The 18,663-nt window shown below is 69.0% G+C and carries 15 protein-coding genes; 7 read left to right on the top strand and 8 right to left on the bottom strand.

Annotation, left to right across the window (positions count from 1 at the left end):
• Positions 1-35: 35 nt before the first annotated feature.
• From C3492_RS22660 to rpmH, 8 genes are all read right to left on the bottom strand, one after another.
• Positions 36-1,136, bottom strand: coding sequence for a ParB/RepB/Spo0J family partition protein (locus tag C3492_RS22660; protein WP_103813582.1), 1,101 nt, complete (start codon positions 1,134-1,136; stop codon positions 36-38).
• A complete protein-coding gene (locus tag C3492_RS22655; protein WP_103813669.1) occupies positions 1,133-2,206 on the bottom strand; it encodes a ParA family protein in 1,074 nt (357 codons plus the stop codon). The genes C3492_RS22660 and C3492_RS22655 overlap by 4 nt, the downstream gene beginning before the upstream one ends.
• A 319-nt stretch (positions 2,207-2,525) precedes the next feature.
• Positions 2,526-3,242, bottom strand: coding sequence for a 16S rRNA (guanine(527)-N(7))-methyltransferase RsmG (gene rsmG, locus C3492_RS22650; RefSeq protein WP_030640149.1), 717 nt, complete (start codon positions 3,240-3,242; stop codon positions 2,526-2,528).
• A 118-nt stretch (positions 3,243-3,360) separates the two neighbouring features.
• The gene (locus tag C3492_RS22645) at positions 3,361-3,873 is read right to left on the bottom strand and encodes a R3H domain-containing nucleic acid-binding protein (protein WP_103813581.1); all 513 of its coding nucleotides are present in this window, start codon (positions 3,871-3,873) and stop codon (positions 3,361-3,363) included.
• Positions 3,874-3,888: 15 nt separating this feature from the next.
• Positions 3,889-5,160: a membrane protein insertase YidC gene (gene yidC, locus C3492_RS22640; protein ID WP_103813580.1), complete on the bottom strand. Its 1,272-nt coding sequence runs from the start codon at positions 5,158-5,160 to the stop codon at positions 3,889-3,891.
• A 3-nt stretch (positions 5,161-5,163) separates the two neighbouring features.
• Positions 5,164-5,538: a membrane protein insertion efficiency factor YidD gene (yidD, locus tag C3492_RS22635; protein ID WP_030640154.1), complete on the bottom strand. Its 375-nt coding sequence runs from the start codon at positions 5,536-5,538 to the stop codon at positions 5,164-5,166.
• Complete coding sequence (gene rnpA / locus C3492_RS22630; protein ID WP_078611778.1) at positions 5,535-5,906, bottom strand: ribonuclease P protein component; 372 nt, start codon at positions 5,904-5,906, stop codon at positions 5,535-5,537. The genes yidD and rnpA overlap by 4 nt, the downstream gene beginning before the upstream one ends.
• 21 nt (positions 5,907-5,927) lie before the next feature.
• Positions 5,928-6,065 carry a 50S ribosomal protein L34 gene (rpmH, locus tag C3492_RS22625; protein WP_003956500.1) on the bottom strand — a complete coding sequence of 46 codons (138 nt, stop codon included), beginning with the start codon at positions 6,063-6,065 and terminating at the stop codon, positions 5,928-5,930.
• Positions 6,066-6,462: 397 nt separating this feature from the next.
• Between rpmH and dnaA the strand changes: the two genes are divergently transcribed.
• The 7 genes from dnaA (at position 6,463) to gyrA (ending at position 18,652) form a co-directional block, all read left to right on the top strand.
• Positions 6,463-8,412: a chromosomal replication initiator protein DnaA gene (dnaA, locus tag C3492_RS22620; RefSeq protein WP_103813579.1), complete on the top strand. Its 1,950-nt coding sequence runs from the start codon at positions 6,463-6,465 to the stop codon at positions 8,410-8,412.
• Positions 8,413-9,525: 1,113 nt separating this feature from the next.
• The gene (gene dnaN, locus C3492_RS22610) at positions 9,526-10,656 is read left to right on the top strand and encodes a DNA polymerase III subunit beta (RefSeq protein ID WP_103813578.1); all 1,131 of its coding nucleotides are present in this window, start codon (positions 9,526-9,528) and stop codon (positions 10,654-10,656) included.
• A gap of 231 nt (positions 10,657-10,887) precedes the next feature.
• Complete coding sequence (gene gnd / locus C3492_RS22605) at positions 10,888-11,763, top strand: phosphogluconate dehydrogenase (NAD(+)-dependent, decarboxylating) (protein ID WP_014673776.1); 876 nt, start codon at positions 10,888-10,890, stop codon at positions 11,761-11,763.
• Positions 11,764-11,816: 53 nt separating this feature from the next.
• Positions 11,817-12,974 carry a DNA replication/repair protein RecF gene (gene recF, locus C3492_RS22600; protein WP_103813577.1) on the top strand — a complete coding sequence of 386 codons (1,158 nt, stop codon included), beginning with the start codon at positions 11,817-11,819 and terminating at the stop codon, positions 12,972-12,974.
• Positions 12,971-13,537 (top strand): DUF721 domain-containing protein, encoded by a 567-nt coding sequence (locus C3492_RS22595; RefSeq protein WP_103813576.1) that lies wholly within the window; start codon positions 12,971-12,973, stop codon positions 13,535-13,537. Before recF ends, C3492_RS22595 begins: the two co-directional genes overlap by 4 nt.
• Positions 13,538-13,933: 396 nt before the next feature.
• Positions 13,934-16,015 (top strand): DNA topoisomerase (ATP-hydrolyzing) subunit B, encoded by a 2,082-nt coding sequence (gyrB, locus tag C3492_RS22590; protein WP_103813575.1) that lies wholly within the window; start codon positions 13,934-13,936, stop codon positions 16,013-16,015.
• 42 nt (positions 16,016-16,057) lie between these two features.
• Positions 16,058-18,652 carry a DNA gyrase subunit A gene (gyrA, locus tag C3492_RS22585; protein ID WP_103813574.1) on the top strand — a complete coding sequence of 865 codons (2,595 nt, stop codon included), beginning with the start codon at positions 16,058-16,060 and terminating at the stop codon, positions 18,650-18,652.
• Positions 18,653-18,663: the final 11 nt, after the last annotated feature.

The raw sequence follows: 18,663 nt of genomic DNA, 5'->3' as shown, positions 1-18,663 counted from the left end.
GCTCCCCTGCTGCACAGGGCGGCACCGCCCAAGGGTCAGTCGTGCGTTTCCTCGCCGTCGCCCTCCTGAAGGCTCTTCTGGAGGGCCAGCTTCTCGCCCGGGGCGAGCGTGCTGAGGATCCTCTCCAGATCATCCGCGGAGGCGAACTCCACGGTGATCTTGCCCTTCTTCTGGCCCAGCTCGACCTTCACCCGCGTCTCGAAGCGGTCCGAGAGCCGCGTGGCCAGCTCGCTCAGTGCCGGCGAGGGCACCGACCCGGCCCGGGGCCCCCGGGAGCGCGAAGCCTTCTGAGGCCGCGAGCCCATCAGCGTCACGATCTCTTCCACGGAACGGACGGACAACCCCTCGGCCACGATCCGGTGCGCCAGCCGGTCCTGCTCCTCAGAGTCCTCGACGGCCAGCAGCGCCCGGGCGTGACCGGCCGAGAGCACTCCGGCCGCCACCCGCTTCTGGACAGTCGGAGACAGCTTCAGCAGACGCAGAGTGTTGGAGACCTGCGGACGGGAGCGACCGATCCGGTCGGCCAGCTGGTCATGCGTGCAGTTGAAGTCCTTCAGCAGCTGATCGTAGGCAGCGGCCTCTTCGATCGGGTTCAGCTGCGCACGGTGCAGGTTCTCCAGCAGCGCGTCCAGGAGAAGCTTCTCGTCCTCCGTGGCCCGGACGATGGCCGGGATGGCTTCCAGGCCGGCCTCGCGGCAGGCGCGCCAGCGCCGCTCGCCCATGATCAGCTCATAGCGGCCAGGCCCCAGCTGCCGCACCACGACGGGCTGCAGCAGACCGACCTCCTTGATGGAGGTGACCAGTTCCTGGAGCGCGTCCTCGTCGAAGATCTCACGCGGCTGGCGCGGGTTCGGCGTGATGGCGTCGAGGGGGATCTCGGCGAAGTGGGCGCCCATCGGGGGTGCGGGCGCCTCCGCCGTCTGGCTCGCCGGAGCCGCCTCGGTCTCCTGGGCAACCGGCGGCAGTGTGGCCACCTTCGCCGCGGCCACTCCGCGGTCAGTCGCCAGCACCGGAACGGCTCCGGGGGCGCTGGATCCTCCGCCCCCCATCGCCGCCGGAGCCGGTGCCTTCTCCGTCGGGGCAGCAGGGATCAGTGCGCCGAGACCACGGCCCAGACCCCTCCGTCGCTCGCTCACTGGATCCCCTCCACCATGCTTGGGTCGTTCTGCGCGCCGATATGGGCCTGGCTCGCGTCGTAGCTGACGCCGATGCCCTTCAGCGCGATTTCTCGGGCGGCCTCAAGGTACGAGAGGGCGCCGCTCGATCCTGGATCGTAAGTCAGCACCGTCTGCCCGTAACTCGGTGCCTCGGAGATACGGACAGAGCGGGGAATGCTCGTCCGTAGCACCTCGTCACCGAAGTGATTGCGCACCTCTTCCGCGACCTGGGAAGCAAGGCGCGTCCGGCCGTCGTACATGGTGAGCAGGATGGTCGACACATGCAGGGCGGGGTTGAGGTGCCCCCGCACCAGGTCGACGTTGCGCAGGAGTTGGCCGAGGCCCTCCAGCGCGTAGTACTCGCACTGGATCGGGATGAGTACCTCGGCACCCGCGACCAGCGCGTTGACCGTCAACAGGCCGAGCGAGGGCGGGCAGTCGATGAGGATGTAGTCCAACGGCTGCTCATACGCCTGGATGGCCCGCTGGAGCCGGCTCTCCCGGGCCACCAGGGACACCAACTCGATCTCCGCACCGGCGAGATCGATGGTGGCGGGGGCGCAGAAGAGACCTTCGACATCTACGACGGGCTGGACGACCTCGGCGAGAGGTTTGCTCTCGACCAACACATCGTAGATGGACGGGACGTCGGCGTGGTGGTCGATCCCGAGGGCCGTGGACGCGTTGCCCTGCGGGTCGAGGTCGATCACCAGCACGCGGGCACCGTGCAGAGCCAGCGAAGCGGCAAGGTTGACGGTCGTCGTCGTCTTGCCCACGCCACCCTTCTGGTTGGCGACCACGATGACTCTGGTCTGCTCCGGTCGGGGCAGGCCTTCGCCGGCGCGGCCGAGAGCCTCCACCGCCAGTTGGGCCGCACGACCGATGGGAGTGTCGTCCATCGGAGGCGGTGTTTCACGTGAAACATCCGCCCCCATCGACTCGGTGCGGGGACCGGGGACCGGATCGGTCATCGGTCCCGCGATATTGGCGTCGGACCGCAAGGATTCACTCTCCTCGACTTCAGGCTCGCAATGAACAGAGCCTCCCATGTCTTCGGGGTCGTGAACCAGTGAGGCCTGGTCTTCTGTGGAGAAATCCACCTCTGTGGACAACTCCGTGCCCCCGGAGGGGGACGAAGTTGCCGGAGATGGGGCCGGAGCATGCGAGGTAGGGGCCTCTCCGAGGGAACCGAGAGGCTTCCGGTCGCGAGGTTCGGCCGCAGCGCGGCCACGACTGATGATGCCGTGCAGCAGTGAGCGACGTTTCACGTGAAACACGATGCACAGCGGCGGCGACCGGACCGTCGCGACACTCCGGCTTGCGCGGGTTTGGCAGCTTGTGTGGAGTACGTCTCGCCATCAGGACGGATCAGCGGCGCCGGCGAGTCCGTCCCGTCCGGGCCGCCTTCGCCCGCTTGGCGGCGAAGCGCACACCACCCGGGCTCTCACCCACCTCGACACGCACCACCGTCGACAGCGGATCCACGATGCCCTCACCCACGTGGAGGATGGACGTCTCCACCGCGCCGAGCTTGCTGAGCGCGGCAGCGGATGCCTTCAGCTCCTCCTCGGCAGTGTCGCCCTTGAGCGCGAGCATCTCGCCGTACGGCCGCAGCAGCGGAATGCCCCAGGTGGCCAGGCGGTCGAGCGGGGCCACGGCCCGGGCGGTCACCACATGGACCGGCGGGAGCTTGCCCAGAACCTCTTCGGCACGGCCGCGCACCACCGTGACGTGGTCCAGGCCGAGCAGCTCGACGACCTCCGTGAGGAAGTTGGTGCGCCGCAGGAGGGGCTCCAGCAGCGTGATGTTCAGGTCGTCGCGGACCAGGGCCAACGGGATGCCCGGCAGCCCGGCACCAGAGCCGACATCGCAGACCGTCACTCCCTCGGGGACCGCCTCGGAGAGCACCGCGCAGTTCAGGATGTGCCGCTCCCACAGACGGGGCACTTCCCGCGGGCCGATCAGGCCCCGCTGCACGCCCGCCTCGGCGAGCAGCTCCGCATAGCGGACCGCATCGGCGAAGCGATCACCAAACACTTCGCGCGCCTGCTCGGGCGCGGGGGGAAGCTCCGCTGCCTCCGTCACGGGGACCGTCCTTCCGTACAGCGCCGGCGCTTCGCGCACCGGCCACCAGAACTACCAGGCTGACAAAGTTCGGCCCCGCCTGCTCAACAGACGGGGCCGGTGGAAATGGGAGAGCCGATCAGGCGGGCAGCACGACGACGAAGCGCTGCGGCTCCTCGCCCTCGGACTCGCTGCGCAGCCCTGCGGCCTTGACCGCGTCGTGCACGACCTTGCGCTCGAACGGGGTCATCGGCTTGAGCTTCACGGGCTCGCCGGTGCTCTTGACCTCGGTGGCGGCCTTGGCACCCAGCTCGGACAGCTCGGACCGCTTCTTGGCCCGGTACTCCGCGATGTCCAGCATCAGCCGGCTGCGGTCGCCGGTCTCCCGGTGCACCGCCAGGCGCGTCAGCTCCTGCAGCGCCTCCAGCACCTCGCCGTCCCGGCCGACCAGCTTCTGCAGGTCGCGGCTGCCGGTGTCGCTGATGATCGACACGGAGGCGCGGTCGGCCTCGACGTCCATGTCGATGTCGCCGTCGAGGTCGGCGATGTCCAGCAGACCCTCCAGGTAGTCCGCCGCGATCTCACCCTCCTGCTCCAGGCGGGTGAGGGTGTCTGCACCCTCGGCAGCGGCGGAGGTGGTGCCTTCCGTCACGGGATGGGCTCCTTCTTACTTCTTGGACGGGGACTTGGGCCGCTGCGGGCCACCCTTGCGCTGGCCGGACTGGGCCTTGCTGCGGGTGCCGGAGCCGGGCTTCTGGGGCTGCTTGGCAGCGGCGGGCTTGGCGTCCTGCGGCTCACCGGACTTCTCCAGTGAGGTGGGCTCGCCCGCCTGCTTGGGCCCGGACTGGCGCTGGGCCTTGGTCTGACGCTTGGGCTGCTGGCGCCGCACGGCGGTGGCCGTGGTGGTGTCGACGGGCGCACCGTCCTCGGTCTGCGCACCGGCGTGGACCGTGCTCTTCACCACGGTGCCGTCGCTCTGGGCGGCGAGGCCGGCCTTGGTCAGCGCGTTGATGAACTTGCGCTCGAACTCGTTGCGGTCGCGTCCCTTGGCGACGATCGCCTTGACGATGGTCTTCTCGCTCCGGCGGCGGACCTTGCCGTGATGCGTGACGTGCTTGGTCAGGCGCTCCAGGTAGGCGGCCTGGGCCTTGGAACCCGGGGTCGGGTTGTTGTGGATCACGTACATCTGCTGGCCCATGGTCCACACGTTGGTGGTCAGCCAGTAGACGAGGACACCGACCGGGAAGTTGATACCGAAGACGGCGAACATGATGGGGAAGACGTACATCAGCATCTTCTGCTGCTGCATGAACGGCGTCTTCACCGTCGTGTCGACGTTCTTCGTCATCAGCTGGCGCTGCGTGTAGAACTGCGACGCCGACATCAGGACGATCATGACCACGGTAACGACACGGACGTCGGTGACCGAGGCGCCCAGGGCGTGGATCGTGCCGGAGCCGTCCTTGAACTTCGCGGCGAGCGGGGCCCCGAAGATGTGCGCCTTACGGGCGCTGGCCAGCAGCGACTCGTTGATGACGCCGATGGTGTGGCCCGACGCGATGCCGTTGAGCACGTGGTACAGGGCGAAGAAGAACGGGGACTGCGCCAGGATGGGAAGGCACGAGGAGAGCGGGTTGGTGCCCGACTCCTTGTACAGCTTCATCATCTCTTCGGACTGACGCTGCTTGTCGTTCTTGTAGCGCTCCTGGATCTTCTTCATCTCGGGCTGGAGCGTCTGCATGGCCCGGGTCGCCTTGATCTGCTTCACGAAGAGCGGGATCAGGCAGATGCGGATCAGGATCACCAGGGACACGATGGACAGGCCCCAGGCCCACCCGGTGTCAGGGCCGAAGAGGGCGCCGTAGACCGTGTGGAACTGGACGATGACCCATGAGACGGGTGTTGTGATGAAGCTGAAGAGGCTGGCAATCGTGTCCACTAATCATGCTCCTTGGGCATGGGACGAGGTCTCTGCGGCCGGGCTCGGAGGAAGCTCGGAAGCAGGCTTCTCGGGCTTCGCTTCGGTGGCCGGTTCGGCGGCGGAGGGCCCGCCCCTGCGTGCGCGCCACGCGTTGCGCAGCATTTCGTGCCACCGCGGGCGCTTACGCGGCGGAACATGGTCCACACCGCCGAGCGACCACGGATTGCACCGGAGGATGCGCCAGGCGGTGAGTGCCGTTCCCTTGATCGCACCGTGCCGGTCGATGGCCGTGTAGCCGTAGTGGGAGCACGACGGGTAGTACTTGCACACCGGCCCCAGCAGCGGACTGATCGTCCACTGGTACAGCTTGATCAGAGCCAGTAGCGGGTACTTCATCGCGCGCCCCCTCCCAGCAGCCGCTGAAGGGCGGCATCCAGGTCTCGGGCCAGCTGTGCGTGGTCTGCGTCGCCCGCTCCGGGCAGCGCTCGTACGACTACCAGGCTACCGGGGGGAAACAGGGCGACTCGGTCACGCATCAGATGACGCAGTCTGCGCTTCACTGTGTTGCGCACGACCGCGCCACCCACGGCCTTGCTCACGACGAAACCCGCACGCGTCGGGGGAGCGCTCTCCCCAGGCGCGTGCGGGTCCGTGGCACCGCTTCGAAGGTGGACGACGAGGGTCGGGCGTCCGGCCCGACGACCTCGTCGTACCGCGGTCGCGAAGTCCTCGCGCCGCCTCAGCCGGTTCTCGGTGGGCAGCACGACGTCATGACCTGATCGGGATCAGGCGGACAGGCGGGCGCGACCCTTGCTACGGCGGGACGCGAGAATCGCGCGGCCGGCACGGGTGCGCATACGCAGCCGGAAGCCGTGGGTCTTCGCGCGACGACGGTTGTTCGGCTGGAAGGTGCGCTTGCTCACTCGGGGGCTCCAGAAGAAATCGGTAGTGGCGGGGTGCCGTCCTGGCTGTCACCGTGCGCCCACGAGTAGCTCGCGTCACGCCCGAGTGCACCGCTTCCCGATCACCTGACGTGATCTGTGCCCATCGGAGGCAGGCGGCAGCAGCCATCGACAACTCGACCTGGTTACGGTACGCGGGGCTGCGCCATCCGGTCAAACCGAGGGTCACCGGGGGACACTGTCCACAGGCTGGGGACAACAACTTGAACCGTACCCGCCGCGCTGACTACCGTGGCTGAACTCCGATTCGTTCCCTTGTCCCCACCCGAGCGGGATTGCCCCCCGTCCACCCACCCGGATTCCATCCCGACCCGTCCCTGAACCACACGTTCGTGGGACCTGTGAGAGAGCGTGCCCTGTGGCTGACGTACCTGCCGATCTTGCCGCAGTGTGGCCACGAGTACTGGAGCAGCTCCTCGGAGAGGGCCGCGGACAGGGTGTGGAGGCGAAGGACGAGCACTGGATCCGGCGCTGCCAACCGCTCGCGCTGGTCGCGGACACCGCTCTGCTCGCCGTGCCGAACGAATTCGCGAAGGGCGTCCTGGAAGGCCGCCTGGCACCCATCGTCAGCGAGACGCTGAGCCGCGAGTGCGGCCGTCCCATCCGGATCGCGATCACCGTGGACGACTCGGCGGGCGAGCCGCCGGCGCCCGCGGCACCTCCCGCGCCGCAGACGCCGAAGCCGCGCTACGAGGAACCGGAACTTCCCGCGGGGCCCTACGAGGGCTACGGCCGCCACCGCGGCGACCGCCCGGGCAGTGACCCGCGCGCCGAGCAGCTTCCGCCCGCCCGCCCGGACCAGCTCCCCACCGCCCGCCCGGCCTACCCGTCGGAGTACCAGCGTCCCGAGCCCGGCGCCTGGCCGCGCCCCGGTCAGGACGAGTACGGCTGGCAGCAGCCCCGGCTCGGCTTCCCGGAGCGGGATCCGTACGCCTCGCCGTCGTCCCAGGACGGCTACGGCTCCGGTCCGGACGCGTACGGCTCCCCGGCGCAGGACTACCGCCCGCAGGGCATGGACCGGTCGCCGTACGAGCAGCAGCGCGGCGACTACGACAGCCCGCGCGCGGACTACGAACCGTCCCGCCCGGACTACGACTCCCCGCGCACGGACTACGACCCGTCCCGGGCCGAGTACGACCAGCGCGAACCGGTCCGCCGTGAACTGCCGGAGCCGCCGGTGCACCGCGGTGGTCCGGGCCGTCCGGACGTGCCCTCGACGGGCGCCCCCGGGCCGCTGGCCGCGCAGCCCGCGCCGGCGAGCGGCCCCGGTGAGCCGACCGCGCGGCTGAACCCGAAGTACCTGTTCGACACGTTCGTCATCGGCGCCTCGAACCGGTTCGCGCACGCGGCGGCGGTCGCGGTCGCCGAGGCGCCGGCGAAGGCCTACAACCCCCTGTTCATCTACGGGGAGTCGGGGCTCGGCAAGACGCACCTGCTGCACGCCATCGGGCACTACGCGCGCAGCCTCTACCCGGGCACGCGCGTGCGGTACGTCAGCTCGGAGGAGTTCACCAACGAGTTCATCAACTCCATCCGCGACGGCAAGGGCGACAGCTTCCGCAAGCGGTACCGGGAGATGGACATCCTGCTCGTCGACGACATCCAGTTCCTCGCGGACAAGGAGTCGACCCAGGAGGAGTTCTTCCACACCTTCAACACCCTCCACAACGCCAACAAGCAGATCGTGCTCTCCAGCGACCGGCCGCCCAAGCAGCTGGTCACGCTGGAGGACCGGCTGCGGAACCGCTTCGAGTGGGGCCTCATCACCGACGTCCAGCCGCCCGAGCTGGAGACGCGCATCGCGATCCTCCGGAAGAAGGCGGTGCAGGAGCAGCTCAACGCCCCGCCGGAGGTGCTGGAGTTCATCGCCTCCCGGATCTCACGGAACATCCGTGAGCTGGAGGGCGCGCTGATCCGGGTGACGGCGTTCGCCTCGCTCAACCGGCAGCCGGTGGACCTGGGCCTGACGGAGATCGTCCTGAAGGACCTGATCCCCGGCGGCGAGGACTCGACGCCGGAGATCACCGCGACGGCCATCATGGCGGCGACGGCGGACTACTTCGGGCTCACGGTCGAGGACCTGTGCGGCAGCTCGCGCGGCCGTCAGCTGGTCACGGCGCGGCAGATCGCGATGTACCTGTGCCGGGAGCTGACGGATCTGTCGCTGCCGAAGATCGGGGCGCAGTTCGGTGGGCGGGACCACACGACCGTCATGCACGCCGATCGCAAGATCCGGGCGCTGATGGCCGAGCGGCGGTCGATCTACAACCAGGTGACGGAACTGACCAACCGGATCAAGAACGGCTGACCCGCGGCCGGCGCCGGTCGTACGGCGGCACCGAGGCGCCTTCGGGACGAGTTCCCGGGGGCGCCTCTTCGCGTCCCCGGCGGCCGTTCGGCCATCCCTTGCCCGGAGCACGGACGGAGAGCGGGGGAGGGGGAAGGATCACCCGTCCGCCGCCGACGGCACGGCTGCGGTGGCTCCGACCGCAGCCGTGCCGCGGCACCGACCGTGCGCCTGCCACAGCACCATGCGCCTGCCGTGACGCCGACCGCGGGCCTGCCGTGGGCCTGCGTGGCACCGATCGCGAGCCTGTCGCACCACCGACCGTGCGGTCTGCCGTGGTCATGCGGGTACGGCCGCTCGCCATCCGGTGTTCGATTACCTGACTGGTTACGGCCACTCTCCACAGATTCGCTGACTTTCTTCCGTCCACATCCTGGGGACTGTGGAGTTGTCCCGAACTGCGTCCACAGGAGGGCCTCGCTCCTGGCTTCTGCCCAGCTCAGGGGCCTGTGGAATCGTGGACGAACGATCTCCACAGACTGTGGACAACGCGGAGATCCACAGCCTGTGCACGGAGTTGTCCACCGGCGGCCCACAGGCTGGGGGCGGTTGTCCCCAGCGATCCCCAGCTTCTCCACAGCGCTGTCCACTGTTCGGCAACCCGGCGCACCCGCTCACCGCGTCGAGTGAAAGCCGTCACAGGAAACTGCCGGATTGGGGTGTGGGAAACCTGGGTAATCCTGGGGACACAGCTGGGGAGAACTGCCCTCAGCCTGTGGGCGGTGTGTGCAGAACTTTCCGTTCTCCACAGACAGCCCCGGTTGTCCACTGCCTCCACCCACAGGGCCGGTGGATAAAATCTCTGCGCTGAGCTGGGCAAACGTGGTTATCCACGGTATCCACAGGCCCTACTACTACTCCCGACTAGAGAGAGCTCGGCAACCGTTTCGAAGCGGGGCCTGTGCACAACTCGGCGTCTCGCGTCCGGCTGCCCCCCGGTCCGACTTGACCCCAACGGGCACCTACTGTCAGTGCCGTGCGTCAGACTGGTTCCGGTGTCCTTCCCGTCGCAGAGGGCGGTGACACCGAGTCGGAGGACTCAGCAGCAACGGCAGCATCAGGAGGCGGCTTACGGTGAAGATCCGGGTGGAACGCGACGTACTCGCGGAGGCAGTGGCGTGGGCCGCACGCAGCCTCCCGGCCCGTCCGCCGGCGCCTGTCCTCGCCGGCCTGCTGCTGAAGGCCGAGGACGGCCAGCTCAGCCTGTCCAGCTTCGACTACGAGGTCTCCGCGCGGGTGAACGTCGAGGCGGAGGTCGAGGAGGAGGGCACCGTCCTCGTCTCCGGCCGGCTGCTCGCCGACATCTCCCGCGCCCTCCCCAACCGGCCGGTGGAGATTTCCACAGACGGTGTACGGGTCACCGTGATGTGCGGCTCCTCCCGGTTCACCCTCCACACCCTGCCTGTGGAGGAGTACCCGTCGCTGCCGCAGATGCCGAACGCGACCGGCACCGTCCCCGGTGAGGTCTTCGCCGCCGCCGTCTCCCAGGTGGCCATCGCGGCCGGCCGGGACGACACGCTGCCGGTGCTCACCGGTGTGCGCATCGAGATCGAGGGCGACACGGTCACCCTGGCCTCCACCGACCGCTACCGCTTCGCGGTCCGCGAGTTCCTGTGGAAGCCGGAGAACCCCGACGCGTCCGCGGTCGCCCTGGTCCCGGCGAAGACGCTGCTGGACACCGCGAAGTCGCTGGGTGCCGGTGACAGCGTCACACTGGCGCTGTCCGGCTCCGGTGCCGGTGAGGGCCTGATCGGTTTCGAGGGCGCCGGGCGGCGTACGACCACGCGTCTGCTCGAAGGCGACCTGCCGAAGTACCGAACGCTGTTCCCGACCGAGTTCAACTCCATCGCCGTGATCGAGACGGCGCCCTTCGTGGAGGCCGTCAAGCGCGTGGCGCTGGTCGCCGAGCGGAACACCCCGGTGCGGCTGAGCTTCGAGCAGGGTGTGCTGATCCTGGAGGCCGGGTCGAGCGACGACGCACAGGCTGTGGAAAGGGTCGACGCCCAGCTGGACGGCGATGACATCTCCATCGCCTTCAACCCGACGTTCCTGCTGGACGGTCTGAGCGCGATCGACTCGCCGGTGGCGCAGCTGTCGTTCACCACGTCCACGAAGCCGGCGCTGCTCAGCGGCAAGGCGGCGGTGGACGCGGAGGCCGACGAGGCCTACAAGTACCTGATCATGCCGGTGAGGCTCAGCGGCTGATCGTCGTCCACAGCTGTGCACAGTGCTGGGACGCCGCAGGGGTGCCCGGCACTGCGGCCGGCCGGCCGGGTGGCCGCCGGCCGCGCGGCTACGGCGGCACGAATCGATGGACGAGACCGTTCCCGCAGGTGAGCGGCTATGCCCACAGCTGTGCATGAGCGTCCGGGTTTAGGCTCGGCTCGGCACTTCCGGTGCCTCTCACGCCACACAGCGACCTAAGGAACACAACTGATGGAGCTCGGTCTCGTCGGCCTCGGCAAGATGGGCGGCAACATGCGCGAGCGGATCCGCCGCGCGGGCCACACCGTCATCGGATACGACCGCAACGCGGACCTCGCGGACGTCCACAGCCTGGAAGAGCTCGTGGGCAAGCTCAAGGGCCCGCGCGTGGTCTGGGTGATGGTCCCGGCCGGCGAGCCCACCCAGTCGACCATCGATCAGCTCGCCGAGCTGCTGGAGCCCGGCGACGTGGTCGTGGACGGCGGCAACTCGCGCTGGACGGACGACGAGAGGCACGCCGAGGAGCTGGCCGCCAAGGGCATAGGCTTCGTCGACTGCGGTGTCTCCGGGGGCGTCTGGGGCCTGGAGAACGGGTACGCGCTGATGTACGGCGGCGACGCCGAGAACGTCGCCAAGGTGCAGCCGGTCTTCGACGCGCTGAAGCCGGAGGGCGACTTCGGTTCGGTGCACGCGGGCAAGGTCGGCGCGGGCCACTTCGCGAAGATGGTCCACAACGGCATCGAGTACGCCATGATGCAGGCCTACGCCGAGGGCTGGGAGCTGCTGGAGAAGGTCGACTCCGTCACGGACGTCCGTGAGGTCTTCCGCTCCTGGCAGGAGGGCACGGTCATCCGCTCCTGGCTGCTGGACCTCGCGGTGAACGCCCTCGACGAGGACGAGCACCTGGACGGTCTGCGCGGTTATGCACAGGACTCGGGTGAGGGACGCTGGACTGTGGAGGCCGCGATCGACAACGCGGTGCCGCTGCCGGCGATCACCGCGTCGCTGTTCGCGCGGTTCGCCTCCCGCCAGGAGGACTCGCCGCAGATGAAGATGATCGCCGCGCTGCGCAACCAGTTCGGTGGTCACGCGGTGGAGAAGAAGTAGTCCACAGGGTCGCTCCGCGATCCACAAGCCCGAGGGAGGTCGGCGGTACCGCCATGCACGTCACGCATCTGTCGCTCGCCGACTTCCGCTCGTACGCCCGGGCCGAGGTCCCGCTCGACCCGGGCGTCACCGCCTTCGTCGGCCCCAACGGGCAGGGCAAGACCAACCTCGTGGAGGCGGTCGGATACCTGGCGACCCTCGGCAGCCACCGGGTGGCCTCCGACGCCCCCCTGGTCCGCATGGGCGCCGAGCGGGCGGTCGTGCGGGCGCAGGTCCGGCAGGGCGACCGTCAGCAGCTCATCGAGCTGGAGCTGAACCCGGGCAAGGCCAACCGCGCCCGCATCAACCGGTCCTCCCAGGTCAGGCCGCGGGATGTGCTGGGGATCGTCCGGACCGTGCTGTTCGCGCCCGAGGACCTCGCGCTCGTCAAGGGCGACCCGGGAGAGCGGCGGCGGTTCCTGGACGAGCTGATCACCGCGCGGTCCCCGCGGATGGCGGGCGTGCGCTCCGACTACGAGCGGGTGCTCAAGCAGCGCAACACCCTGCTGAAGACGGCCGCGCTGGCCCGTCGGCACGGGGGGCGGAGGGGGGCACCTCCCGGGGGAGCGGATGCGGGCCCGGGGGCGGACCTGTCCACGCTCGACGTGTGGGACCAGCATCTGGCGCGCGCGGGTGCCGAGTTGCTCGCCCAGCGGATGGACCTCATCGCCGCGCTGCGGCCGCTCGCCGACAAGGCGTACGAACAGCTCGCTCCCGGCGGCGGTCCGGTCGCGCTGGAGTACAAGCCGTCGGCGCCCGGCGAGGCGCACACGCGCGAGGACCTGTACGCCCAGCTGATGGCGGCCCTGTCGGAGGCGCGCAAGCAGGAGATCGAACGGGGCGTCACCCTGGTGGGACCCCACCGCGACGACCTGCTCCTCAGACTCGGTCAGCTGCCCGCCAAGGGCTACGCCTCGCACGGCGAGTCCTGGTCCTACGCGCTCGCGCTGCGGCTGGCCTCCTACGACCTGCTGCGCGCCGAGGGCAACGAGCCGGTGCTCATCCTGGACGACGTCTTCGCCGAGCTGGACGCCCGCCGCCGGGAGCGGCTGGCGGAGCTGGTCGCGCCCGGCGAGCAGGTGCTGGTCACCGCCGCCGTGGACGACGACGTACCCGATGTGCTGGCCGGCGCGCGGTACGCGGTGGCCGGTGGGACGGTGGAGCGCGTATGAGCACCCAGGAGCCGGTCCCGGACACCCCCGGCCCGCGGAGGACGAGCGCCCGGGGCGGCGACGAGCCGTCCGGTGTCGACCTCGCGCGCGTGGCGTTGCGCGCGGCGAAGGAGCAGGCACGCGCGCGGGGGGACGCGGCGCGGCAGAAGAAGCAGGCGCGGCGCGGTGGCGGTCTGCGCTCCGGCGCGCGCGCCGACGGACGCGACCCCATGGCGCTGGGCGCGGCGATCAACCGGCTGATCACCGAGCGCGGCTGGGAGAAGCCGGCCGCCGTGGGCGGGGTGGTGGGCCGCTGGCCGCAGATCGTCGGCGAGGACCTGGCCAAGCACTGTGTGCCGCAGCGGTACGACGAGGACGAGCGGGTGCTGACCGTCCAGTGCGACTCGACGGCCTGGGCGACCCAGCTCCGGGTGCTCGCCCCGACCCTGGTGGCGCGGATCAACGAGGACCTCGGACACGGCAGCGTACGGATGATCAAGGTGCTCAACCCGGGCGGCCCGGCCCGACGCTACGGCCCGCTGCGGGCTCCGGGGAGTACCGGACCCGGTGATACCTACGGGTGATGTACCTCACGTCGGGCGCCCGGCCCGGCGTGCCGTCGTACCCCCGTCCACAGGTGTGGATCACCGCCGTGGAGCGCCCCGGAACCCCCGGGGACCGGCCTCGGACCGCCATCTGACCCGCCAGTAGCCACCGGTTGACGGCTCGAAGCGCTGAGTGCCGCTGTGAGCCCCTTGGAGCCCCCTTCCGTATATCGGTACCCGGCACAGACCGGTTGAGGGCGGCACATGGGAGCTCAGGTGCCCGCAAACCCCCATCGATGTCAGTGCTACCGGTAGACTGGGAGACAATCCCGCCCCAACGTGGGGACCGCCCGGGAAAAGCTGAGCAACGCTGATCAAGGCTTACCAACGCAACATGCCGCAGCCGCTCCGGCAACCTGCCGACGAGCCCGGCTCGTGCTGTGCCAGAAAGGGCGCTTCGTGGCCGATTCCGGCAACCCCAACGAGAACATCCCGTCCACCGACGCCGGCGTGAACGCCGAGGCCACGGAGTCCGCCGCGGCCTCCGCGTCCTACGACGCCAGCGCCATCACCGTGCTCGAAGGGCTGGACGCGGTCCGCAAGCGGCCCGGCATGTACATCGGCTCCACGGGCGAGCGCGGTCTGCACCACCTGGTGTACGAGGTCGTCGACAACTCGGTCGACGAGGCGCTGGCGGGCTACGCCGACACCATCGACGTGACGATCCTGGCCGACGGCGGCGTGCGCGTCGTCGACAACGGCCGCGGCATCCCGGTGGGCATCGTGCCCTCCGAGGGCAAGCCCGCCGTCGAGGTCGTGCTGACCGTGCTGCACGCGGGCGGCAAGTTCGGCGGCGGCGGGTACGCCGTCTCCGGCGGTCTGCACGGTGTCGGTGTGTCCGTCGTGAACGCGCTGTCCACCAAGGTCGCCGTCGAGGTGAGGACCGACGGCCACCGCTGGACGCAGGACTACAAGATGGGCGTCCCGACGGCGCCGCTGGCCAAGCACGAGGCGACGGAGGAGACGGGTACGTCGGTCACCTTCTGGGCCGACCCGGAGATCTTCGAGACCACCGAGTACTCCTTCGAGACGCTCTCCCGGCGTTTCCAGGAGATGGCGTTCCTCAACAAGGGCCTGACGATCCGGCTCACCGACGAGCGCGAGTCCGCGAAGGCCACGAGCGGCGCGGACGAGGCGGGTGCGGACGAGAAGGCCGAGGTCAAGACCGTCACGTACCACTACGAGGGCGGCATCGTCGACTTCGTGAAGTACCTCAACTCCCGCAAGGGAGAGGCGGTGCACCCCACGGTCGTCTCGCTGGAGGCCGAGGACAAGGACAAGAGCCTGTCCCTTGAGGTCGCCATGCAGTGGAACAGCGGCTACACCGAGGGCGTGTACTCCTTCGCGAACATCATCCACACCCACGAGGGCGGCACGCACGAAGAGGGCTTCCGCGCGGCCCTCACCAGCCTCATCAACAAGTACGCGCGCGACAAGAAGCTGCTGCGCGAGAAGGACGACAACCTCACCGGTGACGACATCCGTGAGGGTCTGACGGCGATCATCTCGGTCAAGCTGAGCGAGCCTCAGTTCGAGGGTCAGACGAAGACCAAGCTGGGCAACACGGAGGCCAAGACCTTCGTGCAGAAGGCGGTCTACGAGCACCTCAACGACTGGCTGGACCGCAACCCGGTCGAGGCAGCGGACATCATCCGCAAGGGCATCCAGGCGGCCACCGCGCGCGTGGCGGCCCGCAAGGCCCGTGACCTGACCCGCCGCAAGGGTCTGCTGGAGTCGGCGTCGCTGCCCGGCAAGCTGGCCGACTGCCAGTCCAACGACCCGGCCAAGTGCGAGATCTTCATCGTCGAGGGTGACTCCGCCGGCGGCTCGGCCAAGTCCGGCCGGAACCCGCAGTACCAGGCGATCCTCCCGATCCGCGGCAAGATCCTGAACGTGGAGAAGGCCCGGATCGACAAGATCCTGCAGAACCAGGAGATCCAGGCGCTGATCTCGGCCTTCGGCACGGGTGTGCACGAGGACTTCGACATCGAGAAGCTCCGCTACCACAAGATCATCCTGATGGCGGACGCCGACGTCGACGGCCAGCACATCAGCACCCTGCTGCTGACCTTCCTGTTCCGCTTCATGCGGCCGCTGGTCGAGGCCGGGCACGTGTACCTGTCCCGTCCCCCGCTGTACAAGATCAAGTGGGGCCGTGACGACGTGGAGTACGCCTACTCGGACCGCGAGCGCGACGCGCTGATCGAGATGGGCCGCCAGCGCGGCAAGCGCGTCCGCGAGGACTCGATCCAGCGCTTCAAGGGTCTCGGCGAGATGAACGCCGAGGAGCTGCGCGTGACCACGATGGACCAGGAGCACCGGGTCCTCGGCCAGGTCACCCTGGACGACGCCGCCCAGGCCGACGACCTGTTCTCGGTCCTCATGGGCGAGGACGTCGAGGCCCGTCGCCAGTTCATCCAGCGCAACGCCAAGGACGTCCGCTTCCTCGACATCTGAGTCGGTCTCAGCTGACCGCACCAGGAAGGATCCTCACCAGCAATGGCCGACGAGAACACCCCCGTCACCCCCGAAGAGGGCGGCGAACTCGCGATGCGTGTCGAGCCCGTCGGGCTTGAGACGGAGATGCAGCGCTCGTACCTGGACTACGCGATGTCCGTCATCGTGTCCCGTGCGCTGCCCGACGTCCGGGACGGTCTCAAGCCCGTCCACCGCCGTGTGCTGTACGCGATGTACGACGGCGGCTACCGCCCCGAGCGCGGCTTCTACAAGTGCGCCCGTGTCGTCGGCGACGTCATGGGCAACTACCACCCGCACGGCGACTCCTCCATCTACGACGCCCTGGTGCGCCTCGCCCAGCCGTGGTCGATGCGGATGCCGCTGGTGGACTCCAACGGCAACTTCGGCTCCCCGGGCAACGACCCGGCGGCGGCGATGCGCTACACCGAGTGCAAGATGGCGCCGCTGTCGATGGAGATGGTCCGGGACATCGACGAGGAGACCGTCGACTTCACGGACAACTACGACGGCCGCTCCCAGGAGCCGACCGTCCTGCCGGCCCGCTTCCCGAACCTGCTGATCAACGGCTCGGCCGGTATCGCGGTCGGCATGGCGACCAACATCCCGCCGCACAACCTGCGCGAGGTCGCGGCCGGCGCCCAGTGGTACCTGGAGAACCCCGAGGTCTCGCACGAGGAGCTGCTGGACGCGCTCATGGAGCGCATCAAGGGCCCCGACTTCCCGACCGGCGCCCTGGTGGTGGGCCGCAAGGGCATCGAGGAGGCGTACCGGACCGGGCGCGGCTCCATCACGATGCGCGCGGTGGTCGAGGTCGAGGAGATCCAGGGCCGCCAGTGCCTGGTGGTGACCGAGCTGCCGTACCAGGTGAACCCGGACAACCTGGCGCAGAAGATCGCCGACCTGGTGAAGGACGGCAAGATCGGCGGCATCGCGGACGTCCGCGACGAGACGTCGTCCCGTACGGGCCAGCGCCTGGTGATCGTCCTGAAGCGGGACGCGGTCGCCAAGGTCGTGCTGAACAACCTGTACAAGCACACGGACCTGCAGACCAACTTCGGCGCCAACATGCTGGCGCTGGTCGACGGCGTGCCGCGCACCCTCTCCCTGGACGCGTTCATCCGCCACTGGGTGACGCACCAGATCGAGGTCATCGTCCGCCGGACGCGGTTCCGGCTGCGCAAGGCCGAGGAGCGCGCCCACATCCTGCGCGGTCTGCTGAAGGCCCTGGACGCCATCGACGAGGTCATCGCGCTGATCCGGCGCAGTGAGACCGTCGACGTCGCGCGCACGGGCCTGATGGACCTGCTGGAGATCGACGAGATCCAGGCCAACGCGATCCTTGAGATGCAGCTGCGGCGCCTGGCGGCCCTGGAGCGGCAGAAGATCGTCCAGGAGCACGACGAACTCCAGGCGAAGATCAACGAGTACAACGAGATCCTCGCCTCGCCGGTCCGCCAGCGCGGGATCGTCAGCGAGGAGCTGGCCGCGATCGTCGAGAAGTACGGCGACGACCGGCAGACCAAGCTGATCCCGTACGAGGGCGACATGTCCATCGAGGACCTGATCGCCGAGGAGGACATCGTCGTCACCGTCACGCGCGGCGGCTACGTCAAGCGGACGAAGACGGACGACTACCGGGCGCAGAAGCGCGGCGGCAAGGGCGTGCGCGGCACGAAGCTGAAGGAAGACGACATCGTCGACCACTTCTTCGTCTCCACCACGCACCACTGGCTGCTGTTCTTCACCAACAAGGGCCGGGTGTACCGGGCGAAGGCGTACGAGCTGCCCGAGGCCGGCCGGGACGCGCGCGGCCAGCACGTGGCGAACCTGCTCGCCTTCCAGCCGGACGAGGCGATCGCCGAGATCCTGGCGATCCGCGACTACGAGGCGGCGCCGTACCTGGTGCTGGCCACCAAGTCGGGCTTGGTCAAGAAGACGCCACTGAAGGATTACGATTCGCCCCGCTCCGGCGGTGTCATCGCCATCAACCTGCGGGAACGCGAGGACGGTTCGGACGACGAGCTGATCGGCGCCGAGCTGGTCTCGGCGGACGACGATCTGCTGCTGATCAGCAGGAAGGCGCAGTCGATCCGGTTCACCGCCTCGGACGAGTCCCTGCGTCCGATGGGCCGCGCCACCTCCGGCGTCAAGGGGATGAGTTTCCGGGAGGGCGACGAGCTTCTCTCGATGAATGTGGTGCGACCCGGTACGTTCGTGTTCACTGCCACCGACGGTGGGTACGCGAAGCGGACCGCCGTCGACGAGTACCGCGTCCAGGGCCGCGGTGGCCTCGGCATCAAGGCCGCCAAGATCGTGGAGGACCGTGGTTCGCTCGTCGGCGCGCTGATCGTCGAGGAGAACGACGAAATCCTCGCGATCACCCTCTCCGGCGGTGTGATTCGCACGCGAGTCAGCGAGGTCAGGGAGACGGGCCGTGACACCATGGGCGTCCAACTGATCAATCTGGGCAAGCGCGATGCCGTCGTCGGCATCGCACGTAACGCCGAAGCGGGGCGCGAGGCGGAGGAAGTCGACGGCGACGTGGCCGTGGACGAGACCGCCGAGGGTGCCGCGACCACCGGCACGGACGAGGGTGAGGCACCCTCGGCCGAGTAGCACGAGGAGTG

The organism is Streptomyces sp. Ru62 (genome assembly GCF_002920615.1).
Lineage (GTDB): Bacteria > Actinomycetota > Actinomycetes > Streptomycetales > Streptomycetaceae > Streptomyces.
Note: the sequence above shows the minus strand (reverse complement) of the source record. Positions and strands in the feature narration are given on the sequence as shown.

What these genes read in the sequence shown, in the direction of transcription:
- yidD (WP_030640154.1), bottom strand. Translation starts at nt 5,538, where the DNA reads ATGAAGTACCCGCTACTGGCTCTGATCAAGCTGTACCAGTGGACGATC.
- gnd (WP_014673776.1), top strand. Translation starts at nt 10,888, where the DNA reads ATGGAGCTCGGTCTCGTCGGCCTCGGCAAGATGGGCGGCAACATGCGC.
- recF (WP_103813577.1), top strand. Translation starts at nt 11,817, where the DNA reads ATGCACGTCACGCATCTGTCGCTCGCCGACTTCCGCTCGTACGCCCGG.
- gyrA (WP_103813574.1), top strand. Translation starts at nt 16,058, where the DNA reads ATGGCCGACGAGAACACCCCCGTCACCCCCGAAGAGGGCGGCGAACTC.
- C3492_RS22595 (WP_103813576.1), top strand. Translation starts at nt 12,971, where the DNA reads ATGAGCACCCAGGAGCCGGTCCCGGACACCCCCGGCCCGCGGAGGACG.
- C3492_RS22655 (WP_103813669.1), bottom strand. Translation starts at nt 2,206, where the DNA reads ATGGGAGGCTCTGTTCATTGCGAGCCTGAAGTCGAGGAGAGTGAATCC.